This window comes from Enterobacter sp. ECC_219_Taxon_10, assembly GCF_058354905.1.
In genome coordinates, this window is sequence record NZ_CM178005.1 from 2,379,210 (window position 1) to 2,401,729 (window position 22,520).

A 22,520-nucleotide genomic window follows, 5' to 3' on the forward strand; every position below is an offset into this window, starting at 1 on the left:
AAAATATTTTTAACATTTGATCTGTTTGAGTTACAACATGTTTTTCAGGCAAGGCGGGTGATGAACGTCCTTGTTCATTTATTGCTCACTGCGAGGAAGGGAGAAAAGGGTAACGCATTTTTAAATCACGCCGTCCCCGCCGTCAGAACACCACACCTGACCGGAGGTAAAGGAACATTCATCGGAGGCCAGCGTAACGTACAGCGGAGCAATCTCGACGGGCTGCCCCGGACGACCCAGCGGGGTATCACCGCCGAACTCCTTCACTTTTTCCATCGGCTGCCCGCCGCTGGACTGCAATACCGTCCAGTACGGGCCGGGGGCAACCGCGTTAACGCGAATTCCTTTCGGACCCAGCTGTTTGGCTAAGGATTTGGTAAACACCGCCAGGCAGGCCTTCGTCTGAGCATAGTCCAGCAGCACGGGGCTGGGCTTCACCGCCTGAACGGAGGAGGTGTTAATGATCACGGACGACGCTTTCAGGTGGCGCAGAGCCGCCTTGGTGATCCAGAAGGGGGCGTAAACGTTGGTTTTAAACGTCGCGTCAAAATCTTCGGTGGTCAGCTCTTCAAGGGATTCCCGGTACTGCTGACGGCCTGCGTTGTTGATCAGAATATCCAGCCCGCCCAGTTTCGACACGGCTTCTTCGACCAGATTCTGACAGAAGGTTTCGTCCCGGACGTCTCCGGGCAGCGCGATGGCCTTGCGACCCTCAGCTTTGATCAGATCGATGACCTCGGCGGCATCTTTCTCTTCTTCAGGCAGATAGTTGATCGCAACGTCAGCGCCTTCACGCGCATAGGCGATAGCGACCGCGCGACCGATACCGGAGTCACCACCGGTAATCAGCGCTTTTTTGCCGGCAAGGCGGCCATGTCCTTTGTAGCTTGTTTCCCCGTGGTCGGGTACCGGCTGCATTTCGGATGCCAGTCCCGGCGGCGTTTGCGGCTGTTCCGGGAACGGGGGCTGCGGGTAAGCGTTCGTACGTTGTGTTGTATCACTCATAGCTGACTCCTTAAGCCAAGGGGTGAGATTTGATGGATAGCTGCAGCGTTAACGCTTCGCTGAATTATTTCTGCAAACGATCAACACGAACGACGGCAGGAGATGATTTTTTATCAAGCGAACCGTTGATACTGATCATCTGATCGGGTTTTACCGTTCTGCCGTCGAAGACTGCTTGGGGAATAATAACGTCGATTTTTCCGGTTTTATCCTGGAATACAAACTTATCGCCGCTACCGTCAATAAGATTACCGCGCAATGAAATTGTCGCACCATCGTGCATTTGTGTTGCCTGTTCGATGGTCATAATACGCGCGTCGTCGGTTCCACGATATCCGCTGTCCAGCGCGTGGGGTGGCGGCGGTGCTTCACCTTTTTGTAACCCGCCGTTATTATCAGCCCATGCGGCTGGAACCAGAAATATCAAAAAAGCGGAAATAAGTGATAATTTCATCTGATATCCTTCATTTTTGAGTGTCTTGACATATTAAGTATTGTTGCTATTCCTTTATGTGGCAAATGTGATAAGTCTTAAAAACATTCTCTTTTGAAATCAAAACTATCATTAAATAAACGAAACGGTGACGACGGCCATGAAGCGTGAAAATGAAAAGTTACCCGGGATAGATGAGAGTTATCGCTTGCTGAGGTTCGAATATACATTTCGACAGGTGGGTTTTGTGGTCCTCCTGGTTATTATCATCGCAGCGGTTGCCGGTCTTTTTTCCAGCGGAATGGTGAGCGAGACGGCCAAAACCAATTCCGCTAACTCATTGAGCATAAACTATGAACGTTTTGGCAGGCGGGAGACGGAGTCAAGAATGCAGTTCACGTTCCCGGTGAAAACGGAGGGCAGCTATACCCTAAGCCTGACCAGCGACAGCAGCGACGTGTACGAGCCCGGCAGCGTCTGGCCGCAGCCGGACAAAATGTATAGCCATGGAAAAACCCTCTATTTGGTCTATGACGACCTGCAAAAATCAGACAATTTTTCTGTTTTATACTTCACGACACCTTCCAGAGCCGGTAAATGGAACACCGTCATCCGCGTCAACAACGAGTCAGAGATAAATATCTGGCAATTTATTTATCCGTAGGAGGCTGATATGGATATGGTCTTTCGCGCGCTGGCGATTTATCTGTTTCTCGTGGTGGTATTTAAAGTGGCGGGGCGTCGCGCGCTGCTGCAGATGACCAGCTTTGATCTCATCCTCCTCTTGATTATTAGTGAGGCGACGCAACAGGCGCTTCTGGGTCAGGATTTCTCCGTCACCGGCGCGATGATTACCATTACCACGCTGGTGGTAGTTGACATTATATTTGGGCTTATGAAGAAGTATTTTTCACCGGTGGAGAATATTCTGGATGGTACGCCGGTAATTCTGGTTGAAAACGGCGTGCCGCTAGCGGATAAGCTAAAAAAAGTCGACGTGTCCTGTGATGATATTCTGGTGTCAGCGCGACAGAATAATGGCATTACAGAAATGAGTGGAATTAAATATGCCATACTTGAGCGCAATGGTCATATTTCAATCATTCCTTTTGAGAAATAAGAGGCGGCAAGATGAGCAATCTTTTACACGACAGTCATTTTACCGTGAGTGAACTCACCAAAAAGCTGGCGAGTAAATTAACCGATGCCGGGCTGCGCTTAACCACGGCGGAATCCTGCACGGGAGGAAAGCTCTCGGTGGCGCTGTGTGCAGAGGAAAACACGGCCGATTTTTATGATGTCGGGCTGGTTGTGTTCAGCGATGAAGCCAAATCGCGGATCCTCGGCGTGCGTCCTGAGACGCTGGCGCGCTACACCGCCGTCAGTGAACAGACGGTCACCGAGATGGCCGCCAGCATCCGCGACATTGCCAGGGCGGATATCAGCATCGCTATCAGCGGCTATGCGGGCCCGGAAGGGGGCGATGACGGCACCGCGGCGGGTACGGTCTGCTTTGCCTGGAATGTGCGTGGCGAGACGGAAACCCGCACCGTCCTTTTCTCCGGCGACTGTGAGGATGTGGTGGAGAAAGCGGTGCACTACTCGCTCGCGGAACTGGTAACAAAACTGTCGGACGGCAATAACGGCTAAATTCACGCGGAGGTTCTATGGCGGTCATAGTGATTACCGGCGGGACGGCGGGCGTGGGAAAAGCCACGGCGCTGCACTTTGCAAAGGCAGGTTACAATGTGGGGATTATCGCCCGCGATGAAGCCAGCCTGCACTCAACCCAGGAAGAGCTGCGCCGCTTTGGTGTTAATGCCCATGCGGTGCAGGCGGACGTCGCCGACAGCCAGGCGGTGGTGGATGCGGCTAACGAGATCGAGTATCGCCTCGGGGCGATTGATGTCTGGGTCAACAATGCGATGGGGGCCGTGCTGGCACCGTTTCGTACCCTGACGCCAGATGAGTTTCGTCGCGTGACGGATGTCACCTACCTCGGGTTTGTCAACGGCACCCGCGCCGCGCTGGAGCTGATGGTGCCCCGCGACAGGGGCGTGATTATTCAGGTGGGTTCCGCGCTGGCCTACCGTTCCATCCCTTTGCAGTCGGCCTACTGCGGAGCCAAAGCGGCGATCCGCGGGTTCACCGATGCGGTGCGAACTGAGCTAATGCACGAGAACAGCCGGGTACAGCTTTCGATGGTTCAAATGCCGGGCCTCAATACGCCGCAGTTCGAATGGGCGAGGAATAAGTTTGCCTGGGCTATGCGCCCGGTGCCGCCGGTCTTTGAGCCTGAAGTCGCCGCCAGGGCCATCTTTAAAGTTGCACAGAAACCGGTGCGCGAGCTGTGGGTGGGCAGCAGCACCATCCAGTCCATCGTCGGGCAATTTCTCTTCCCGGGCTATCTTGACCGGCTGATGGTGAAAAAGGCCTGGGAAGGCCAGATGACCGACGATCTGAACGCAGCGGATCGCCGGGACTATCTCGACCAGCCGGTTAACGACCTGCACAAAATCCATGGGCGTTTTACGGACGAAGCAAAAGACCGCGCCCCGTCCGTCACCTCCGGTATGCCGGGTAAGGTGGCGCTGGGGGCGCTCGCGGTGGCGGGGATTATGCTGACCCGTCTGATCGCCCGGCGGAAACGCTAATCAGCGCAGCGCGCTGCGGTGCGTCCAGAACCATCGGTAGCCGTAGCCGCTAATACTGAGCTCGACGGTTTTGCCGCAAACCAGCGCGTCGTCGTAGCGTTTGTCCTCAAGGCAGGCGGTCCAGGTGGCGTGGCGGATCCCTTTTGCGGTGAACTGAACGGGCTGGTCGCTGAAGTTAACGAAGGTCAGGATGCTGCGCTCGTCGGTCTCGTAATAGATCCCCAGCACCGCGTCATGATCGAGGGTGATGAGGCGAAAGGGCGCCACGGCAATTTCAGGGAACTCCGAGCGGGTATTGGCAATATCGATTATCCGGTGCAGGAGCGAGTTGCGGTGAAGCAGCGAATCGGCGACGTTGATTTTCTGATAGCGATAGGGTCCGTGGTCGATTATCGGCGCAATAAATTTTTCAGGATCGGCCGCCGAAAAACCGCCGCCCTGCGAACCTGCCCACTGCATCGGGGTGCGAACGGCGTAGCGTTCCTCCAGCTCCAGGTCATCACCCATGCCGATCTCATCTCCGTAGCGCATCACCGGCACGCCCGGCAGGGAGAAGAGCACCGCGTGGCAGAATGCCAGCCGCTTTTGATCGCCATTCAGCATCGGCGCCAGGCGTCTGCGGATCCCGCGCTGATAGACGTTCATCTCCTCGTCAGGGGCGAAGGTGTCGAGGACAAACTGTTTATCTTTCTGACTAATCCCTTCTAGATCCAGCTCGTCATGGTTGCGTAGCCAGTTGGCAAAGCAGCATGAATCGGGCGGGACGATCATTTTCTTCACCGCGTTGCGCAGTGGGCGGGCGCTTTTCCTGGCCAGGCTGACGTAGAAATACTTGTTGAGCCAGAAATTAAGCACCAGATGCAGGCGGTCGTTATTGCCGAAGTAGTCTTTATAGGTCTCAACGTCCACGTCCACTTCACCGAGCAGGATGGCGTCCGGATTGCGCTGCTCGATAAGACGGCGCATATGCTCCAGGATCCACAGGCCCTTCTTTTCGTCACCGTTGCCCGCCTGCGTGGTGAGGTGGGACGCGGCATCGAGGCGAAACCCGGACACCCCCAGCTTGAGCCAGAAGAGAATAATATTCTCAATTTCCTTAAGCACGGCGGGCGAGGTCAGGTTCAGATCCGGCTCGTGACGATAAAACATATGCCGGTAATACTGTCCCGCCTCGTCATCCCAGCTCCAGATGCTCTTTTCCACGCCGGGGAACATGGGTGGCGTGTCGTCGTCGTCGCTATCCGACCAGATATAGTAGTCGCGATACGGCGAGGTGGGGCTGCGGCGAGCCTGCTGGAACCAGGGATGGGCGTCGGAGGTGTGCTGGATCAGCAGCTCAATAATGACCTGCATGCCCAGCTCCCGGGCCTGTTCGATAAAGGCGATGATATCGGCCAGTTTTCCGAAGCGGGGATCCACCTGCAGATGGTCGCTGACGTCGTAGCCTTCATCCAGAAAGGGCGTGAGGTAAAACGGGGTGATCCAGATAACCGTCGCCCCCATGCGGCGAATATAGCGCAGCTTGGCCGCTATCCCGGGGATATCCCCGCAGCCATCGCCGTTCATATCGTAAAAAAGCGCGGTATCAATCTGGTAGATAATGGCTCGTGTATGCCAGTCCGTCATAGCGTTCCTCAGTGATAGCCTTCAGTATCCGACACTTTGCCCCGGAAGACGTAGTAGCTCCAGGCGGTGTACACCAGAATCACCGGAATAATCAGCAGGGTCCCGACCAGCATAAACAGCTGGCTGGCGGGGGGCGCTGCGGCTTCCCACAGAGTGATGCGCGGTGGAATAATGTTCGGCCACAGGCTGATACCCAGGCCGCTAAAGCCGAGGAAAATCAGCCCCAGCGTCAGCAGGAAGGGACGCGAGTGGCTGCTCGGGTTGTGGGTCAGGCGCCAGATCAGCACGCTGAAAAGCCCGACCAGCAGCGGAACTGACAGGAACCAGAAGAAGTTGGGCAGGGTAAACCAGCGGTCGGCTACGTACTGCCAGCCGAGCGGCGTCCAGACGCTGACGACCGCGATGACCACCACCAGGGCCAGCAGCACGCGGCGGGTCAGCTCGCGCATGCGGTGCTGCAATGCGCCTTCACTTTTCATGATAAGCCAGGTGGTGCCCAGCAGCGTGTAGGCGACGACCAGCCCGATACCGCAGAAAAGGTTAAAGGGCGTCAGCCAGTCAAGCGGCGAGCCCACAAATCGTCTGCCCTCAACCTCAAAGCCGTTGATCACCGCCCCCACGACGATCCCCTGGCTGAAGGTGGCGAGCAGGGAGCCACCGGCGAAAGAGTAGTCCCAGAATTTGCGGTGCGAAGGCGTCGCTTTAAAGCGAAACTCAAAGGCTACCCCACGAAAGATGAGGCCGATCAGCATCGCAGTAAGGGGGATGGTGAGCGCATCAATAATGACCGCATAAGCCAGCGGGAACGCGCCGAACAGCCCGGCGCCGCCGAGCACCAGCCAGGTCTCGTTGCCGTCCCACACGGGTGCGACGCTGTTGACCATCACATCCCGCTCTTTCGCATCGCCCACGAAGTTAAACAGCAGGCCGATGCCCAAATCAAAGCCATCCATAATGATGTACATCAGCGTGGCAAAGACGATGATGGCAAACCAGATAACAGAGATATCGACGCCCATCAGTTTCTCTCCTGTTCCGGAACAGACTCCGCGGCAGACAGCGGACGGGCGGGGGTGCCCGACGTGTTTGAGGTCAGCGTATCGACAGGCTGCGGGCCTTTCTTAATCAGCCGGATGAGGTAAACATAGCCCACGCCAAACACCGACGAGTAGACAACGAAGAACGCCAGCAGGCTGATGCTCATCTGCAGGGTGCTGTGCAGGGAGACCGCATCAATTGTGCGCAGATAACCGTAGACGACCCACGGCTGGCGGCCCACTTCGGTGGTTACCCAGCCGGCGAGCAGCGCCACCAGACCCGCGGGCCCCATGCAGAGGGCAAACCACTGGAACGGGCGCGAGTGATAGAGCCTGTGGCGATAGCGTAGCCAGAGGCTGACCAGGCCGAGGGTAATCATCAGCAGGCCCATCCCGACCATGATGCGGAACGACCAGAAGACGATGGTTGAGTTTGGGCGATCCTCTTTCGGGAAGTCTTTCAGCGCCGGCACCTGCTTATCCAGGCTGTGCGTCAGGATAAGGCTGCCGAGGGCGGGGATCTCCAGACCGTATTTGGTGCGCTCCTCGTCCATATCCGGCAGGCCAAACAGCAGCAGCGGCGTGGCCTCACCGGGCGGATTTTCCCAGTGCCCCTCAATGGCGGCAATTTTGGCAGGCTGATGCTCAAGCGTGTTCAGGCCATGCATGTCGCCCACCACGGCCTGGATGGGGGCGACCAGCAGCGCCATCCACATCGCCATGGAGAACATGGTGCGTATGGCAGGGGTATCATTTCCGCGCAGCAGGTGCCATGCGCCCGACGCGCCGACGAACAGCGCGCTGCTCAGAAACGCGGCGATGGCCATATGAATAAGGCGGTAAGGGAAGGAGGGGGTAAAGATAATCGCCAGCCAGTCCTGCGGAATGACCTGTCCGTTTTCAATCGTAAAACCCTGCGGGGTGTGCATCCAGCTGTTGGAGGCGAGGATCCAGAAGGTCGACATCAGCGTGCCGAGCGCCACCATGCAGGTTGAAAAGAAGTGCAGCCCGGGGCCGACCTTGTTCCAGCCGAACATCATAACGCCAAGAAAGCCGGCTTCCAGGAAGAAGGCGGTTAACACCTCGTAAGTCAGCAGGGGGCCGGTAATGCTGCCCGCGAACTGGGAGAACCCGCTCCAGTTGGTACCGAACTGATACGCCATGACCAGCCCGGAAACCACCCCCATCCCGAAGTTAACGGCAAATATCTTGAGCCAGAAGTGGTAAAGCGAACGCCAGACGTCGTTTTTGGTGCGCAGCCACATGCCCTCCAGCACGACAAGATAGCTGGCAAGACCAATGGTAATCGCCGGGAAAAGAATGTGAAACGAGACGGTAAAAGCGAACTGAATTCTGGCGAGATGGAATGCATCAAGTTCGAACATTGTCCGTACCTCTGAAGCGATGGGGCACGAGAATTACCGGTAGCGCAGGGCTACCGGCAAAACCGATTAAGGTTTAGTCTTTCCGGCGCCCAGCTCGGCACCGGTCAGCGGGTCGGAATGTGGATCGGACTTCGTGCGGGCAGACATCGCCTTAACCAGGGTTGCCTGTTCGGTTGTGAGCGTCACGCTGGCGCTGCCGTCACCGCCATCCACCGCAGGCTGGGGGGACTCAACGTAATCAAAGTGCTTATCGCTGTTCCAGCTTCCGCGAACCTCTCCACCTTCTGACATATTGTAGTACTTGTTGGTGAATTCCTCGATTGGCGGCAGTTTCCCCGGCGGGAAATTATTACGAATGGACTGCAACGCTTTTTCAAAGGAGAGCTGATGCGCCGCCTCACGCGTCATCAAAAACGCCAGCGCATCTTTTACTCCGGGATCGTCAGTGACGTTTATCAGCCGTTCGTAGATGATCTTCGCCCTGGCCTCTGCCGCCACGTTAGAGCGCAGATCCGCCGTCGGCTCACCGATGGTATCGACGTAGGCCGCCGTCCAGGGCACGCCCGCCGAGTTAGTGAGCGGTGTGCCGCCGCCGTAGAGCAGGGAAGTGATGTGGCTGTCGTTCCCGTTTTCGGTCATGGACCGATAGAGCTCAGCCTCATTTTCAACCCCTTCCGCCAGCGCGCCTTTGGCACCTTTATTCAGCATGCCGACCAACGTACCGATGATTTCGAGGTGGCTTAACTCCTCGGTTGCAATGTCCATCAGCATATCCTTACGGCCAGGATCGTCATCGCTCAACCCTTGCGTAAAGTAGCGGCAGGCGGCCGCCAGTTCGCCCTGCGGCCCGCCAAACTGTTCCAGGAGTAGATTGGCGAGACCCGGGTTCGGTTCAGCAACGCGAACCGTGTATTGCAGCTGTTTAACGTGTCGAAACATATAGACTCTCCTGAGTTATTTTTTCGCTTCGACACCCGATGCGTCTGAACGCAGCAGGAACTGTTCCGTCGTCTGCGGGATGTGGCGAATCAGCCAGTCGGCCATCTCGCGCTCTTCCGCCAGGATCGTCTCAATGGCGGGCACGGAGGCGGTATCGCCCGCTTTTTTTGCGGCGGCGAGCAGGGAGGTGTAGCAGGCGATTTCGAACTGTTCGAAAACATAGCCGCTGATTGAGCCCTTAACGATTTCATCAGACGGGAACATGCCGCCGATGGACTGACCCAGCGCCGCCATTTTGCTCATCGAGTCTTTTAAAACCGAACGAGAAATATCATTACGGTCGAGGATTTCCTCCAGCAATGTAATTTGCCGTTTTGTCTCATTAATATGCTGTTCAATTCTGGCGCGAACATCGGGATAATTATCGATGCGGCTGGCCATGGATTCCAGCATTGACTCGGCTTGCTTTTCCATCGCATGGGCATCGCGTAGCCAGTCATGGTAGTGTTCTACGTGATTCATCATTGTATCCTCATTAGGGGTTCGCTTATTTGGTCTCACTCTCAGCAGCCTGATCGGCACGCGCGGCACTGTAGCCAGATAAATGGCCGACAATATTGGCGTAAATGCTGATGATAATGACCCATAGCACGCTGTTCTTCCACCATATTACGGAAGGGATAGCGAGAATGAACCATATTATAGCTGCCGTTAAATGGCACCGTTTAATTGTCCTGGGACTGATGCTCATTTTATTTAACCTGTATTATTGCGTCATTTCTGCGCTTTTTGGTTAATATTTCCAACGGCCAGATCGGTGAGTTTAAGGTCGGTCTCTTTTTCTTCTTCCAGCGTTTCGGCAAGAAGCTTAACGGCTTTTTTATAGCCAAGTTGTTCTGCAAGCGTTGCTAGAGTACCGTAACTGGCAATTTCGTAATGCTCTACTTTTTGCGCAGCGGCAATTAGGGCAGCATCACGGACTTCATTTTTTTCCGTGCTTTCGATGACTTCGTTGGCTTCTTCAATTAAGCCTTCCATCGCCACGCATTTCATGCGCTTGAGTTTGATACCGTCTTCTTGTTCGACGATCTGGTCGATACGCTCGATCTGGCCCTGCGTCTCTTCAAGGTGTGCAGTAAAGGCCGCGCTCAGTTTCTCGCTGGAAGCGGCACGGGCAAGCTTACTCAGCGCGCGGGTAAGCTGTTTTTCCGCACTGTAGGTATCTGAGAGAAGATGAATAAATACATCCTCAACACTTTTCATATTCATAATTATTACGCTCCGGTAAAATAAGGAGAGGGTACTGCGAGCTTTTCAGCCCGCAGCATGCTCTCTGGTTTTATTAAAAGAGTACTAAATAAGATCAGGAGTTATCAGATTTACGGCCTCCGCCGTGACTGTTCTGTCCCCCTTTCTTACCCGCTTCAGATGCGCGTTGCGGATCGTTTTTAAAATTACCACCGCTGTGCTGGCCACCTTTACGTCCAGCTTCTGATGCTTTTTCACGGTCTTCAGCGAAATTACCGGAACCACCACGATGCTCTGCCATATTAAACCTCATATTCATATATTGGTTATGTCAGTACGATACGAAAATATTCCGTATCACTCGTCGTTCGATTAATAACTTTAGTCGCTGTGGTGCATTCGTCAAATGCGTCTTGCTATTTGCGGTTGCGTTATTTTTGAATATTGAACGCTTTGCGCTTCGTCTGACGGGAAAATATTGAGAATTGGGAGGGACTTGTAAACGCTAGCTAAGATTAGTCCTAAGTTTCGACTAAAAAGTTGAAAGGTGAAGATAAAATAAAGGGCGTGCCATGACTGATTATTTTGCAAGCAGCGCCGTGCGAAAAATTAATACTTTATAGCTAGAAAACAGAGCCATAAATAATTATAAGGAAAATCCTGGAAAAAGATGACGAGGCGAAAAGCGCGTTTCGGCAGGGCGCGTCAGCGACCGGTAGCACACGGTTTGACCACTGTCGTCTTAAGATCACAAATCAGAAATTCTTCCCCCCGGAAGGAACGGGTTTCTCTACACTCCAGGTAATATTCACTGGAGGCATGACATCATGGCGAACACCATCACGGCTGATGATATTCGGGAACATTTTTCGCAGGCTATGTCGGCGATGTACCAGCAGGAAGTTCCGCAGTACGGCACGTTGCTTGAACTGGTTGCGGACGTAAACCTGGCGGTTCTGGAAAATAACCCACTCTTACATGAACAACTGGCGAATGCCGACGAGCTGGCGCGCCTTAACGTGGAGCGTCACGGGGCGATCCGCGTCGGGACGGCACAAGAGCTTTCCACTCTGCGCCGTATGTTTGCCATTATGGGCATGTATCCGGTCAGCTATTACGATCTCTCCCAGGCGGGGGTACCGGTCCACTCTACGGCGTTTCGTCCGGTTGATGATGCGGCGCTGTGCCGCAATCCGTTTCGTATCTTTACCTCTCTGCTGCGCCTTGAGCTGATTGAAAACCTGGCGTTACGCGAGCGGGCGGCAGAGATTCTCTCTCACCGAAACATCTTTACGCCACGCTGTCTGGAACTTATTGATCTCCACGAGTTGGAAGGGGGCTTTACCGAAGCGCAGGCGCACGAGTTTGTACAGGAAGCGTTAGAAACCTTCCGCTGGCACCGTCATGCAACGGTCGACCAGGAGACCTACCTGGCGTTGAGTCACGAGCACCGTCTGATTGCCGACGTGGTCTGCTTCCCCGGGTGCCATATCAACCACCTCACGCCGCGCACGCTGGACATTGACCGTGTGCAGGAGCTGATGCCGAAGTATGGCATTGAGCCAAAAATTCTGATCGAAGGGCCGCCGCGTCGTGAAGTGCCGATCCTGCTGCGTCAGACCAGCTTCAAGGCGCTGGAAGAGCCGGTGCTTTTCGCCGGTGAACACAAAGGCACCCACACCGCGCGCTTCGGTGAAATTGAACAGCGCGGCGTGGCGCTGACCCCGAAAGGCCGGGAACTGTACGATAGCCTGCTGGCTCAGGCCGGAACCGGTAAAGATAACCTCACGCACCAGCTGCATTTGCAGGAGACTTTCAGCGCCTTCCCGGACAGCGAAATGTTCCTGCGCCGTCAGGAGCTGGCCTATTTTCGCTATCGCCTGACCCCGGCGGGAGAAGCCCATCGCCACGCGTTTCGTCCGGGAGACGATCCGCAACCGCTGATCGAGCGCGGGTGGGTGGTTGCTCAGCCGATCACCTACGAGGATTTCCTCCCGGTCAGCGCGGCGGGGATTTTCCAGTCCAATCTCGGGAACGAAACCCAGGCCCGCAGCCACGGTAATGCCAGCCGCAATGCGTTTGAAGCCGCGCTCGGCTGCCCGGTGTATGACGAGTTTACGCTCTACGAGGAGGCGGAAACGCGCAGCAAACAGCGTTGCGGTTTGCTCTGAAATCGTTACTCTTCAGGGGTGTGATGGAAAAAATAAGGTTGTTATGCAAAATCCTTCCGCCCCTGTGGTTGAAACGCGCCAGGGCGCACTGTCTGGTTTAACCGATGAAAACGTTCACCGCTGGTGCGGTATTCCCTATGCCGCGCCGCCCGTTGGCGAGTGGCGCTGGCGCTCGCCGCGGCCTCCGGAACGCTGGGAAGGCGTGCGTGAAGCCACCGCCTTTTCGCCCTCAAGCTGGCAAAGCAGTGAATATTGTCAGGAGCTGGGCGGGGGCGATCCCGGACAGTTTTCTGAAGACTGCCTTTATCTTAACGTCTGGTCCCCCGTTGACCGTACCGGGCCGCTGCCGGTCATGGTCTGGCTGCACGGGGGCGGGTTTACGATCGGCGCCGGTGGCCTGCCGCCGTACAACGGCAAAGCCCTGGCATCACGCGGGGTGGTTGTTGTCACGATTAACTACCGTCTCGGCCATCTCGGCTTTTTCGCCCATCCCGCGCTGGAGGGGGAAGAAGAGCGGGTGGTGCATAATTTTGCCCTGCTGGACCAGATCGCCGCGCTCGAATGGGTGAGGGAGAATATCGCCGCGTTTGGCGGCGACCCCAATAACGTCACCCTGTTTGGCGAATCCGCCGGCGCGCGCAGCGTGCTTTCTCTGCTGGCCTCGCCGCTGGCAGCAGGATTGTTCCATAAGGCGATAGTGCAAAGCGGATACACCTTGCCGGACACGCCGCGCGAGCAGGCCCTGCAAAAAGGGGAAGCGCTGGCCGCCCATTTTGGTCTGGAGAACGCGACGGCAGAGCAGCTGCGCGCCATTCCGCCCGAGGCGTTCTGGCCGTTGACCGCGCCGCTGAACGTCGCCCCGGCGCCCATCGTCGGGGATTGCGTTCTGCCGGAGGCGATGCTGGACGTCTTTTTCGCCGCCCGCCAGCATCCCGTGCCGGTGATGATTGGCTCCAACAGCGATGAAGCCAGCGTGATGGCGGTGTTTGGGGTCGACCTCGCAGGGCAAATCCAGAAGCTTCGCCGGGAGCGCCGCTTCGGTCTGGGGCTCATCAAGCTGCTTTATCCGGGCGTGAAGGGCGATGAGGAGCTCGGCAGGCAGGTATGCCGCGACATGGCCTTCACCACCATGGGCTACGTGGTGATGCAGGCCCAGCAGCGCGTCGGCGGGCTTTGCTGGCGTTACTGGTTTGACTATGTGGCCGAAGCGGAACATGGCACGTATATTAACGGCGCCTGGCACGGCAACGAAGTTCCCTATGTCTTCGATACCCTCGGCCAGGTGGAGCCTTCACGTCAGTATGTCAATGAGCGGGATCTACAGTTTGCCGCCCAGGTGGCTGATTACTGGGTAAGCTTTGCGCGCGATGCCGGAACACATGACTGCCTTCACGGGCCGACGCGCTGGCCAGCCTGCCGCAAAGGGCGGGACGTGCTGTTACGTATTGGCGTGAATAAACATGCAGGTTTCAGGCTTGAAAACCGCTTTATGCGCGCCCGCATGAGCCTTTTTAAGCGAGTGATGAAGCACCACGTCAGCCTCGATTAAGCAAACAGGCGCGAAACGCCGACAGACCATTTTCCTGACAAGGCGTTTCGCGCAGTACCAGCCGGTAGCTCGCGCCGGTTTTTACACTTGCTTCATAGGGGCGCATCAGCCTTCCGGCGCGGACATCTTCTGCCACCAGCGTTTCGTCGGCGATGGCAACACCAAGCCCCTGAATGGCGGCGGTGATGGCGAGATCCATCGTATCGAAGTGTTGATTTTTGTGCATAGCAAAGCCCGGACCTTCCTGATTCGCCAGCCACAGTGACCAGTCTGTCTTATCCCTTGTCGGGTGAAGAAACGTCAGCGAACCCAGTGCGGCACCCGCCCTGACGGGGCTGAATACCGGGGTTAGCGCCTCTTCGAACAGCAGATCGCCTGCGCTCATGTGCGTGCCGAAGACGATGGCCGCGTCGTAAGATTCGGTTTTGAAATTGACGTTATGATCGGTGGTGGTGGTGAGCGCGATCTGCAGGTCCGGCTGCTCGCGCTCCACCTCCAGCAGACGCGGCACCAGCCAGCGCATGGCGCAGGTAGGCGCCTTAAGCCGGATCACCGTGTGCAGGCTGCGAGCCTGGTCGGCTACGGTCAGCAGCTGCCCGAAAGCGGACTGCAGCTCAGGCAGCAGGGCGCTGCCCTGGGGCGAGAGGCGCAACCCGCGCGCGTGGCGCTCAAAGAGCGGAAAACCAAACCACGTCTCAAGAGAGGAAATCTTGCGGCTCACGGCCCCCTGCGTCAGACACAACTCTGCGGCGGCGTGGGTCAGATTCAGATGACGCGCGGTAACTAAAAATGCGTCGATGGCAGTGAGCGGGAGCGAACGGCGCGACATGAAAACACCTCAGCTATGCATTTTTCTCATGGCTATTATGACAACAATTCGATTGTCCCGGCAACGCACTTGTTGTTTGAATAGTTATGCAATGTCCATGAGAAGGGAAAGAGGATGACTTTACGAACGCCGGTGCAAACGCGCTCCAAGCTGCCAGATGTGGGAACCACCATTTTTACCGTTATCGGCCAGCTTTCGGCCCAGCATAATGCCATTAACCTTTCTCAGGGCGCGCCGAATTTTTCCTGCGACCCGAAGCTTATCGCCGGCGTCACCCGCGCGATGGAGGCAGGGCATAACCAGTATGCGGCAATGACCGGCCTGCAGCCGCTCAAGGAACGTATTGTTGATAAAATTGCCGCCCTCTACGGCACGCAGTATGACCCTGCCAGCGAGGTGCTGGTGACCGCCAGTGCCAGCGAAGGGCTCTATTCAGCGATAAGCGGGCTGGTGCACCCGGGCGATGAAGTGATCTACTTTGAGCCGTCGTTTGACAGCTATGCGCCCATTGTTCGCCTGCAGGGGGCAACGCCTGTCGCCATCAAGCTTACGGTCCCGGATTTTGCCGTCAACTGGGACGAGGTCCGTGCCGCCATCACCCCGCGCACGCGTATGATCATCATCAATACGCCGCACAACCCGAGCGGCCAGGTCTTCACGGCCAATGACCTGCAGCAGCTGGCGGCGCTGACGCGCAATACCGACATCATTATTTTGTCTGACGAAGTGTACGAACACGTCGTGTTCGATGGGGAGCCGCACCACGGGATGGCCACGCACCCGCAACTGGCGGAGCGCAGCGTGATTATTTCTTCTTTCGGAAAAACCTATCACGTCACCGGCTGGCGCGTGGGTTATTGTGTGGCACCCGCAGAACTGATGGACGAGATATGTAAAGTCCATCAATTTTTGATGTTCTCTGCCGATACGCCAATGCAGCACGCGTTTGCAGAACACATGACCGATCCGCAAACCTGGCTGTCGCTGTCGGCGTTTTACCAGCGCAAGCGCGATCTGCTGCACGGTCTGCTGGCCGATTCGCCGTTTACCCTACTGCCGAGCGCCGGATCGTTCTTTATGCTGGCGGACTACAGCCGGTTCAGCGACGAGCGGGACAGCGAGCTGGTGAAACGGCTGATCGTTGAGTACGGTGTTGCCACCATTCCGCTGTCGGCGTTTTATGCGGACGGCACGGATAATAAATTGATTCGTCTCTCTTTTGCGAAAGATGAGGCGACGTTACGGGCAGGTGCTCAAGCCCTGTGTCGGGTTAAACCACGCTGAGCCTATCCCATTAGGCTATTTTATTCGCCATTTTGGCACCGGGCAGTGCTCGAAATCCTCACGTACTACATGTACGTTCCGGTTTCTGTGCGCTGTCCGGTACCAAACTGTCTTCAACAATTACGCCTACTGGGATAGGCTCTGAGGAGTTTGAAATGAAATTACGCGCGTTAGTTGTCGGCATGGGATTGCTGTGTACCTTTTCGTCCTTCGCTGCCACCGAGTTGCGATACGGTCTGGAAGCGGAGTACCCGCCGTTTGAGAGCCGCAATGCCTCAGGCGAGCTGGAAGGGTTTGACGTTGAGCTGGGTAACGCCATCTGCAAAGCGGCTGCGCTGAAGTGCAGTTGGGTGGAAACCTCGTTTGACGCGCTGATCCCGGGGCTGGTGGCGAAGAAGTTTGACGCCATCAACTCGGCGATGAATATCACCGAACAGCGCCGCAAGAGCATTGATTTCACCCAGCCGATCTACCGTATTCCGTCTCAGCTGGTCGGCAAGGCCGGGACGGCGGTTGAGGCGACGTCTGAAGGGCTGAAGGGGAAAACCATCGGCGTGCTGCAGGGCTCCATTCAGGAAACCTATGCCAAAGAGCACTGGGAAAAGCAGGGTGTCACCGTGGTGTCTTATAAAGATCAGAATATGGCCTGGGGCGATCTGCTGAATGGCCGTATCGACGCCTCGCTGGTCATGTCCGCGGCCGGGCAGGCAGGTTTCCTCAGCAAGCCGCAGGGGAAAGGGTTTGGCTTCATCGGCAAACCGGTGTCTGACGACACTATCCTCGGCAGTGGGATCGGTTTTGGGCTGCGTAAAGGGGACGAGGCCACCAAAAAGCAGCTTGATGCCGCGATTGATAAAGTACGTGCCGACGGCACGATCGCTAAACTCGCTGATAAGTACTTCCCGGGTATCGATGTCAGCGTAAAATAACCGCCTCATTTGCCCCGTCAGCTGATGTCCTGACGGGGCATTTTTATACACATTTTCCAGGCTTTCTTTACACCACTTTCGGGCCGTTCTGGTCGACAGAAAATATTTCTCACTTTGTTCAGATAATCACCGGCCAACAATTGGATTCTTAACCATTTTTGTTTAGGCTGTGCGTTCTTTCTTGCCGTCATTTCGCCGAGCGCGAAACACATTCACACGACCATAAGGACGTTTTTCCAGGCATGAATCGCAGACGTTTTCTAAAAGGCTCGCTGGCAGTGGCAGCCCTGAGCGGTACCTCTGGCCTTGCTTCCCTGTTTTCCAAAGCGGCATACGCGGCCGACTCTGACATTGCTGACGGCCAGAGCCGTCGTTTTGACTTCTCCGTACTGCAATCCATGGCGCATGACCTGGCGAAAACCCCGTGGGGGGGCGCGCCGCGTCCGCTGCCGGAGACGCTGGCGACCATGACGCCGCAGGCGTACAACGCCATCCGCTACGATGAAAAGCAGTCACTGTGGAACAACATTGAAGGGCGTCAGCTGGACGTGCAGTTCTTCCATATGGGAATGGGGTTCCGCCGCCGCGTGCGGATGTTCTCGCTGGACCAGTCGACCTCGATGGCGCGCGAGATCCACTTCCGTCCTGAGCTGTTCAGCTACGGCGAAACGGGGGTGGATACCAAACAGCTGGAAGGGCAAAGCGATCTCGGCTTTGCGGGCTTCCGCGCCTTTAAAGCGCCAGAGCTGGCGCGTCGCGATATCGTCTCTTTCCTGGGCGCGAGCTATTTCCGCGCGGTGGATGACACCTACCAGTACGGCCTTTCCGCTCGCGGTCTTGCGGTAGATACCTTTACCGACACGCCGGAAGAGTTCCCGGACTTTACCTCTTTCTGGTTTGAAACCGTTAAGCCGGGCGACACTACCTTTACCGTCTACACGCTGCTGGACAGCCCGAGCATCACCGGTGCCTATAAATTCGTGATCCACTGCGAAAAAAGCCAGGTGATCATGGAGGTGGAAAACCATCTCTACGCGCGTAAGGACATCAAGCAGCTCGGCATCGCGCCAATGACCAGCATGTTCAGCTGCGGCAATAACGAACGCCGCATGTGCGACACCATTCACCCGCAAATCCACGACTCTGACCGCCTGGCCATGTGGCGCGGCAACGGGGAGTGGATCTGCCGTCCGCTGAATAACCCGCAGAAGCTGCAGTTCAATGCCTACCTCGACAAAAACCCGAAAGGGTTCGGGCTGCTGCAGCTCGATCGCGATTTCTCGCACTATCAGGACGTGATGGGCTGGTATAACAAGCGCCCGAGCCTGTGGGTTGAACCGCGCAACGACTGGGGTAAAGGATCCATCGCGCTGATGGAGATCCCGACCACCGGTGAAACGCTGGATAATGTGGTCTGCTTCTGGCAGCCGGAAAAACCGGTGAAAGCGGGCGCCGAGCTGGACTTCAAATATCGTCTGTACTGGAGCGCACAGCCGCCGGTGCGCTCCCCGCTGGCGAACGTCTACGCGACCCGCACCGGCATGGGCGGTTTCCCGGAAGGTTGGGCGCCGGGCGAAAATTACCCGAAAGTGTGGGCCCGTCGCTTTGCTATCGACTTCGTCGGCGGCGACCTGAAGGCCGCCGCACCGAAGGGCATCGAGCCGGTGATTACGCTCTCCAGTGGTGAAGCAAAGCAGGTTGAAATCCTTTACGTTGAACCGTTTGACGGCTATCGCATTCTGTTTGACTGGTACCCAACCTCTGACTCTACCGAACCGGTGGATATGCGCCTGTTCCTGCGCTGCCAGGGCGATGCCATCAGCGAAACCTGGCTGTATCAGTATTTCCCGCCAGCGCCGGATAAACGTCATTACGTTGATGACCGGGTAATGCGTTAACGATCGATTCCCTCTCCCTCCGGGAGAGGGTTAGGGTGAGGGGCAATGACCGCAACACAATCCGAAACTATTCCCGTATCTGACGCTCTCGAGCTTCGCGCCGTCGAAGAGCGCTATACCGCCGAACTGCATAACCTCGTCGTCAAAAACAGAGCCTTTCTGCAAACCGCTTTTGACTGGGCGCAGCACGTGGGCAGCGAGGACGATACCCGACGCAACGTGCAGAGTAACCAGATGCTGCACCAGCGCGGCTACGCCAAAATGTTTTTGATCTTCAGGGAGGATGCGCTGGTCGGCGTACTGTCGTTCAATGCGATTGAGCCAGCCAACAAAGCCGGGTACATCGGCTACTGGCTGGATGAAGCACATCAGGGGCAGGGGATCCTCTCGCAGTCGCTGCAGGCGTTTATGCGCTACTACGCTGAGCGCGGTGAGATCCGCCGTTTTGTGATCAAGTGTCGGGTGGCGAATCAGCAGAGCAACAGCGTGGCCCTGCGCAACGGTTTTACGCTGGAAGGGTGCCTGCGGGAAGCGGAATACCTGAATGGCGCCTATGACGATGTGAACATCTACGGCAAAATTTATACCCTATAGCGCCCCCAGCAGCGGCGTACGGGTGATGCGCTGGTCGCCGTTGATCACCTTTTCACCGCGCAGATGAATGCTCTCACCAGCAAAGGCTTCAATCACCGCATCGTCGGTAATTTCAACCCGATGCTCAATCAGCACGTCGCCGCTGATCCGCGCGCGTCCCTGAATCACCACTTTATCATCCAGCATGATTGGCCCGCCGCGCAGCCAGGCCTGGCCGCCGATCAGGACGTGGTGCTTGATGACACAGTTTCCTTCCACCACGGCGTTCTCCGCAATCTGCGAGCTGTAGCGCACCGTCGGGATGGCATCGTCATCAAAGCCGGCAATTACCCGGGCGTTGCCGTACACTTTGGCGCAGTCGCACACCCAGACGTTGTTGAGTTCGTTACCTTCGAGGATCGCGCAGTCGAACACTTCGGCGCGGTGCTCAACAAACGCGTTATTCACCATCGCCTCGCCGTAAATTTGTGCCTGATGCACAATGCGCGACCGGCTTACCGTCGCCCTGTCGTATATTTGCAGGATCTGGTCGTGGTCCGGCGTGAGGCCTTTGGCACCTATGATGACGCTGTTGTGCAGGACGCGCGCGTCGCCGAAGAGATGGCATTCGCCACGCACGCAGGAGTGCTGAACGGTGACGTTGTCACTTATTCGCGCCCCGTGGCTGACCTCTGCTGCGTCCAGCCAGCAGTTACCGCCGATATGCGCGTCGTGGCTGACGGTACACGGCAGGGTCAGGCGCGCGTTGCCGGACACGGTTGCACCGGCAAACACCACGCTGTTTTCATCGTAGATCCAGCAGTCTCCCTCCTGGGACAGGGCACGCTCATCGTCAACCCAACCGCCTTTCGTGCCGGCCGTCACGTCGCTAAAATCTACCGTGGCGATAACCTGCCGCAGCGTCGTTGAGTGGGGTGTTTCGCCGTTTTTCCATTGCCAGAGGCGGGTCTCGTCGCTAAGGCGGTATTTGTTCATCTTCAAGTCTCTGATAAGCATCTTCACTAAACGTAGCAAATTTTTCGATTTTCGAACGGCTGGCAACCAGACGGTAAACGCCTTAAAATGGCATGTAAAATGCACTTTCAATTTATGAGAACGCAGGAAAAACAATGACCGTCGATGAGAATTACTTCACAGAGAAATATGGACTCACCCGCACGCATTCAGAAGTGCTGTACAGCGCGGGGATTGTAAAGCCCGGTAAGACGCTGGATCTGGGCTGCGGTAATGGCCGCAACAGCCTTTACCTGGCGGCCAACGGCCACGAGGTGACCGCCTGGGATAAAAACCCGATGAGCGTTGATAACATCGAGCGCATCAAGGCGGCAGAAGGGATTGAGAATCTTCATACCGCCGTCAAAGATCTTAACAGCCTGAGCTTTGACGGCGAGTACGACTTTATTCTTTCCACCGTGGTGCTGATGTTCCTGGAGGCGAAAACCATCCCGGGCCTTATCGCCAACATGCAGCGTTGCACCAAACCTGGCGGCTACAACCTGATCGTTGCCGCGATGGACACGGCAGATTATCCGTGCACCGTCGGCTTCCCGTTTGCGTTCAAAAGCGGTGAGCTGAGCAACTACTATGAAGGCTGGAAGTTGCTCAAATACAACGAAGAGGTTGGCGAGCTGCACCGCACCGATGAAAACGGCAACCGCATCAAGCTGCGCTTTGCCACCATGCTGGCGCGCAAGCCCGCCTAACGGGCGGCCAGCAGGCAGATCTGCAGGGCAGTGTTATAAGACGCCTCGAACGACGACAGTGGCAGAAATTCAAACTTCGAGTGGAAGTTATGCGCGCCGGTGAAGAAGTTCGGGGTGAGTAACCCTTTTGCCGAGAGTGCCGCGCCGTCGGTGCCGCCGCGCATAGGGATCGGTTTTGGGGTGATGCCGAGCGATTCCATCGCCTCAAACATCAGGTCGATGGCGCGCCGGTCTTCGCCAATCGCATTGCTGATGTTGCTGTAGGTATCTTCAATGCTAAAGTCGACCTTCGCCGTCGGGTGCTGGGCGGCAATCAGCGCGGCGACGTCCGCAATCTGCTGCTTGCGGGCGGCAAAGCCGGCTTTATCAAAATCACGAATGTTGGCCTTTAGCACGGCGTCGTTCTGTCCGGCCTGAATGCCGTTAAACCAGATGTAGCCCTCGCGACCCTCGGTGCACTCTGGCGTTTGCTGGCGGTCGAAATGGCTGATGAAATCGGTCGCCATCAATAATGGGTTCACCAGTACCCCTTTGGCGGACATCGGATGCGCCGTCACGCCGGTGAAGCGGATCTCAGCGGCTGCCGCATTAAAGTTCTCGTAGACAATTTCCCCCAGCTCGCAGCAGTCGATGGTCCAGGCAAAGTCGACGTCGAAGCGCTTAAGATCCAGCGCCTTTGCACCGTTCAGGCCAATCTCTTCATCAGGCACAAACGCGACCACAATGTCGCCATGCTGATGCTCAGCGGTGAGGTTTTCCAGTACGGTCATCACCACGGTTACCGCCGCTTTATTATCTGCGCCCAATACGCTGGTACCGTCGCTGAAAATAATCTCCTCATTCGGGTAAGCCAGAATTTCCGGGTGCTCGTTCACCCGCAGCCAGATCTCTTTTTCTTTATTCAGACAGAGATCTTCACCGGTAAAGGTTAATATTTGCGGATGAATATTCGGTGATAATCCCACGTCCACGGTATCAATATGGGTAATAAAGCCAATGCGCGGCGCGCCGGGCACGTTGCCTTTTTTTACCGCCGTCACGGTAGCGAACTCGTCAATCACGATGTCGTCTAAACCCAGCTGCGCCAGCTCCTGCGCCAGTTCTCGCGCCATGTCGTGCTGGCCCGGGGTTGAGGGCAGAGTTTTTACTTTCGGATCGCTCTGGCTGGTAATCGCAAGATAGCGGAAAAAACGGTGCGTTAATTGTCTGGAAAGCGGCGAGCCCATAGTGTTTTCT

Annotated in this window: 24 protein-coding genes; 11 read left to right on the forward strand and 13 right to left on the reverse strand. The window is 56.3% G+C overall.

Translation table 11 applies throughout. The annotated features are described in order from the left end of the window. Nucleotides 1-120: 120 nt before the first annotated feature. Both AC4ICF_RS11345 and AC4ICF_RS11350 read right to left on the reverse strand, forming a co-directional pair. Nucleotides 121-1,005: an SDR family oxidoreductase gene (locus AC4ICF_RS11345; RefSeq protein WP_061098262.1), complete on the reverse strand. Its 885-nt coding sequence runs from the start codon at nucleotides 1,003-1,005 to the stop codon at nucleotides 121-123. Nucleotides 1,006-1,069: 64 nt separating this feature from the next. After that, on the reverse strand, nucleotides 1,070-1,459 hold the full coding sequence (locus tag AC4ICF_RS11350; protein ID WP_316379106.1) for a YdeI family stress tolerance OB fold protein: 390 nt from the start codon (nucleotides 1,457-1,459) through the stop codon (nucleotides 1,070-1,072). Nucleotides 1,460-1,598: 139 nt separating this feature from the next. Here AC4ICF_RS11350 and AC4ICF_RS11355 point away from each other — a divergent pair, with 139 nt between their 5' ends. The 4 genes from AC4ICF_RS11355 to AC4ICF_RS11370 are packed head-to-tail and all read left to right on the forward strand — an operon-like array spanning nucleotide 1,599 to nucleotide 4,092. Further along, a complete protein-coding gene (locus tag AC4ICF_RS11355) occupies nucleotides 1,599-2,102 on the forward strand; it encodes a hypothetical protein (RefSeq protein WP_316379107.1) in 504 nt (167 codons plus the stop codon). 9 nt (nucleotides 2,103-2,111) lie between these two features. After that, nucleotides 2,112-2,558 (forward strand): DUF421 domain-containing protein, encoded by a 447-nt coding sequence (locus AC4ICF_RS11360; RefSeq protein ID WP_116340006.1) that lies wholly within the window; start codon nucleotides 2,112-2,114, stop codon nucleotides 2,556-2,558. Nucleotides 2,559-2,569: 11 nt separating this feature from the next. Then, nucleotides 2,570-3,088: a 2-oxo-tetronate isomerase gene (locus AC4ICF_RS11365; protein ID WP_116340004.1), complete on the forward strand. Its 519-nt coding sequence runs from the start codon at nucleotides 2,570-2,572 to the stop codon at nucleotides 3,086-3,088. Between the two features lie 17 nt (nucleotides 3,089-3,105). Beyond that, a complete protein-coding gene (locus AC4ICF_RS11370) occupies nucleotides 3,106-4,092 on the forward strand; it encodes an SDR family oxidoreductase (protein WP_163329313.1) in 987 nt (328 codons plus the stop codon). On the opposite strand, the gene AC4ICF_RS11375 is transcribed toward AC4ICF_RS11370, so the two are convergent. From AC4ICF_RS11375 to AC4ICF_RS11410, 8 genes are all read right to left on the reverse strand, one after another. Beyond that, nucleotides 4,093-5,718, reverse strand: coding sequence for an alpha-amylase family protein (locus AC4ICF_RS11375; RefSeq protein WP_316379108.1), 1,626 nt, complete (start codon nucleotides 5,716-5,718; stop codon nucleotides 4,093-4,095). An 8-nt stretch (nucleotides 5,719-5,726) separates the two neighbouring features. Beyond that, on the reverse strand, nucleotides 5,727-6,737 hold the full coding sequence (gene cydB / locus AC4ICF_RS11380) for a cytochrome d ubiquinol oxidase subunit II (protein ID WP_316379109.1): 1,011 nt from the start codon (nucleotides 6,735-6,737) through the stop codon (nucleotides 5,727-5,729). Beyond that, the gene (locus AC4ICF_RS11385; RefSeq protein ID WP_316379110.1) at nucleotides 6,737-8,140 is read right to left on the reverse strand and encodes a cytochrome ubiquinol oxidase subunit I; all 1,404 of its coding nucleotides are present in this window, start codon (nucleotides 8,138-8,140) and stop codon (nucleotides 6,737-6,739) included. The genes cydB and AC4ICF_RS11385 overlap by 1 nt, the downstream gene beginning before the upstream one ends. A gap of 66 nt (nucleotides 8,141-8,206) precedes the next feature. Beyond that, complete coding sequence (locus AC4ICF_RS11390; protein WP_008502274.1) at nucleotides 8,207-9,079, reverse strand: manganese catalase family protein; 873 nt, start codon at nucleotides 9,077-9,079, stop codon at nucleotides 8,207-8,209. A gap of 15 nt (nucleotides 9,080-9,094) precedes the next feature. Further along, entirely contained in the window at nucleotides 9,095-9,601 is a 507-nt protein-coding gene (locus tag AC4ICF_RS11395) for a ferritin-like domain-containing protein (RefSeq protein ID WP_014831871.1), read from the reverse strand. Nucleotides 9,602-9,626: 25 nt separating this feature from the next. Continuing rightward, nucleotides 9,627-9,830 carry a hypothetical protein gene (locus tag AC4ICF_RS11400; protein ID WP_013096662.1) on the reverse strand — a complete coding sequence of 68 codons (204 nt, stop codon included), beginning with the start codon at nucleotides 9,828-9,830 and terminating at the stop codon, nucleotides 9,627-9,629. A 23-nt stretch (nucleotides 9,831-9,853) separates the two neighbouring features. After that, complete coding sequence (locus tag AC4ICF_RS11405; RefSeq protein ID WP_008502272.1) at nucleotides 9,854-10,348, reverse strand: YciE/YciF ferroxidase family protein; 495 nt, start codon at nucleotides 10,346-10,348, stop codon at nucleotides 9,854-9,856. 94 nt (nucleotides 10,349-10,442) lie between these two features. Then, the gene (locus tag AC4ICF_RS11410) at nucleotides 10,443-10,628 is read right to left on the reverse strand and encodes a con-10 family general stress protein (RefSeq protein WP_004150795.1); all 186 of its coding nucleotides are present in this window, start codon (nucleotides 10,626-10,628) and stop codon (nucleotides 10,443-10,445) included. Nucleotides 10,629-11,154: 526 nt separating this feature from the next. Here AC4ICF_RS11410 and hglS point away from each other — a divergent pair. Further along, nucleotides 11,155-12,498: a 2-oxoadipate dioxygenase/decarboxylase HglS gene (gene hglS / locus AC4ICF_RS11415; RefSeq protein ID WP_316379111.1), complete on the forward strand. Its 1,344-nt coding sequence runs from the start codon at nucleotides 11,155-11,157 to the stop codon at nucleotides 12,496-12,498. Between the two features lie 43 nt (nucleotides 12,499-12,541). Then, nucleotides 12,542-14,047, forward strand: a complete 1,506-nt coding sequence (locus AC4ICF_RS11420; protein ID WP_439209798.1) for a carboxylesterase/lipase family protein — start codon at nucleotides 12,542-12,544, stop codon at nucleotides 14,045-14,047. Here the strand turns inward: AC4ICF_RS11420 and AC4ICF_RS11425 are convergent. After that, the gene (locus AC4ICF_RS11425) at nucleotides 14,034-14,876 is read right to left on the reverse strand and encodes a LysR family transcriptional regulator (protein WP_316379113.1); all 843 of its coding nucleotides are present in this window, start codon (nucleotides 14,874-14,876) and stop codon (nucleotides 14,034-14,036) included. The two genes, AC4ICF_RS11420 and AC4ICF_RS11425, sit on opposite strands and share 14 nt — an antisense overlap. A gap of 114 nt (nucleotides 14,877-14,990) precedes the next feature. Here AC4ICF_RS11425 and AC4ICF_RS11430 point away from each other — a divergent pair, with 114 nt between their 5' ends. The 4 genes from AC4ICF_RS11430 (at nucleotide 14,991) to rimL (ending at nucleotide 19,581) form a co-directional block, all read left to right on the forward strand. Beyond that, a complete protein-coding gene (locus AC4ICF_RS11430; RefSeq protein WP_163329325.1) occupies nucleotides 14,991-16,160 on the forward strand; it encodes a pyridoxal phosphate-dependent aminotransferase in 1,170 nt (389 codons plus the stop codon). A 155-nt stretch (nucleotides 16,161-16,315) separates the two neighbouring features. Continuing rightward, the gene (locus tag AC4ICF_RS11435) at nucleotides 16,316-17,089 is read left to right on the forward strand and encodes a transporter substrate-binding domain-containing protein (protein ID WP_316379114.1); all 774 of its coding nucleotides are present in this window, start codon (nucleotides 16,316-16,318) and stop codon (nucleotides 17,087-17,089) included. Between the two features lie 242 nt (nucleotides 17,090-17,331). Continuing rightward, entirely contained in the window at nucleotides 17,332-18,987 is a 1,656-nt protein-coding gene (locus AC4ICF_RS11440) for a glucan biosynthesis protein D (protein ID WP_116339984.1), read from the forward strand. A gap of 45 nt (nucleotides 18,988-19,032) precedes the next feature. Beyond that, nucleotides 19,033-19,581, forward strand: coding sequence for a 50S ribosomal protein L7/L12-serine acetyltransferase (gene rimL / locus AC4ICF_RS11445; protein ID WP_316379115.1), 549 nt, complete (start codon nucleotides 19,033-19,035; stop codon nucleotides 19,579-19,581). On the opposite strand, the gene ydcK is transcribed toward rimL, so the two are convergent. Then, a complete protein-coding gene (gene ydcK, locus AC4ICF_RS11450) occupies nucleotides 19,576-20,556 on the reverse strand; it encodes a YdcK family protein (protein WP_116339979.1) in 981 nt (326 codons plus the stop codon). The genes rimL and ydcK overlap by 6 nt on opposite strands. Before the next feature lie 134 nt (nucleotides 20,557-20,690). On the opposite strand from ydcK, the gene tehB reads away from it, so the two are divergent. Beyond that, complete coding sequence (tehB, locus tag AC4ICF_RS11455) at nucleotides 20,691-21,284, forward strand: tellurite resistance methyltransferase TehB (protein WP_316379116.1); 594 nt, start codon at nucleotides 20,691-20,693, stop codon at nucleotides 21,282-21,284. Here the strand turns inward: tehB and pepT are convergent. Beyond that, nucleotides 21,281-22,510: a peptidase T gene (gene pepT / locus AC4ICF_RS11460; protein ID WP_316379117.1), complete on the reverse strand. Its 1,230-nt coding sequence runs from the start codon at nucleotides 22,508-22,510 to the stop codon at nucleotides 21,281-21,283. The two genes, tehB and pepT, sit on opposite strands and share 4 nt — an antisense overlap. Between the last annotated feature and the right edge of the window lie 10 nt (nucleotides 22,511-22,520).

Coding starts and splice junctions, on each gene's coding strand:
- tehB (WP_316379116.1), top strand. CDS start 20,691: ATGACCGTCGATGAGAATTACTTCACAGAGAAATATGGACTCACCCGC.
- AC4ICF_RS11345 (WP_061098262.1), bottom strand. CDS start 1,005: ATGAGTGATACAACACAACGTACGAACGCTTACCCGCAGCCCCCGTTC.
- AC4ICF_RS11405 (WP_008502272.1), bottom strand. CDS start 10,348: ATGAATATGAAAAGTGTTGAGGATGTATTTATTCATCTTCTCTCAGAT.
- AC4ICF_RS11400 (WP_013096662.1), bottom strand. CDS start 9,830: ATGAGCATCAGTCCCAGGACAATTAAACGGTGCCATTTAACGGCAGCT.
- AC4ICF_RS11360 (WP_116340006.1), top strand. CDS start 2,112: ATGGATATGGTCTTTCGCGCGCTGGCGATTTATCTGTTTCTCGTGGTG.
- AC4ICF_RS11355 (WP_316379107.1), top strand. CDS start 1,599: ATGAAGCGTGAAAATGAAAAGTTACCCGGGATAGATGAGAGTTATCGC.
- AC4ICF_RS11435 (WP_316379114.1), top strand. CDS start 16,316: ATGAAATTACGCGCGTTAGTTGTCGGCATGGGATTGCTGTGTACCTTT.
- AC4ICF_RS11385 (WP_316379110.1), bottom strand. CDS start 8,140: ATGTTCGAACTTGATGCATTCCATCTCGCCAGAATTCAGTTCGCTTTT.
- AC4ICF_RS11375 (WP_316379108.1), bottom strand. CDS start 5,718: ATGACGGACTGGCATACACGAGCCATTATCTACCAGATTGATACCGCG.
- AC4ICF_RS11430 (WP_163329325.1), top strand. CDS start 14,991: ATGACTTTACGAACGCCGGTGCAAACGCGCTCCAAGCTGCCAGATGTG.
- AC4ICF_RS11410 (WP_004150795.1), bottom strand. CDS start 10,628: ATGGCAGAGCATCGTGGTGGTTCCGGTAATTTCGCTGAAGACCGTGAA.
- AC4ICF_RS11370 (WP_163329313.1), top strand. CDS start 3,106: ATGGCGGTCATAGTGATTACCGGCGGGACGGCGGGCGTGGGAAAAGCC.
- AC4ICF_RS11350 (WP_316379106.1), bottom strand. CDS start 1,459: ATGAAATTATCACTTATTTCCGCTTTTTTGATATTTCTGGTTCCAGCC.
- cydB (WP_316379109.1), bottom strand. CDS start 6,737: ATGGGCGTCGATATCTCTGTTATCTGGTTTGCCATCATCGTCTTTGCC.
- AC4ICF_RS11440 (WP_116339984.1), top strand. CDS start 17,332: ATGAATCGCAGACGTTTTCTAAAAGGCTCGCTGGCAGTGGCAGCCCTG.
- ydcK (WP_116339979.1), bottom strand. CDS start 20,556: ATGAACAAATACCGCCTTAGCGACGAGACCCGCCTCTGGCAATGGAAA.
- AC4ICF_RS11365 (WP_116340004.1), top strand. CDS start 2,570: ATGAGCAATCTTTTACACGACAGTCATTTTACCGTGAGTGAACTCACC.
- AC4ICF_RS11420 (WP_439209798.1), top strand. CDS start 12,542: ATGCAAAATCCTTCCGCCCCTGTGGTTGAAACGCGCCAGGGCGCACTG.
- AC4ICF_RS11395 (WP_014831871.1), bottom strand. CDS start 9,601: ATGAATCACGTAGAACACTACCATGACTGGCTACGCGATGCCCATGCG.
- AC4ICF_RS11425 (WP_316379113.1), bottom strand. CDS start 14,876: ATGTCGCGCCGTTCGCTCCCGCTCACTGCCATCGACGCATTTTTAGTT.
- hglS (WP_316379111.1), top strand. CDS start 11,155: ATGGCGAACACCATCACGGCTGATGATATTCGGGAACATTTTTCGCAG.
- AC4ICF_RS11390 (WP_008502274.1), bottom strand. CDS start 9,079: ATGTTTCGACACGTTAAACAGCTGCAATACACGGTTCGCGTTGCTGAA.
- rimL (WP_316379115.1), top strand. CDS start 19,033: ATGACCGCAACACAATCCGAAACTATTCCCGTATCTGACGCTCTCGAG.
- pepT (WP_316379117.1), bottom strand. CDS start 22,510: ATGGGCTCGCCGCTTTCCAGACAATTAACGCACCGTTTTTTCCGCTAT.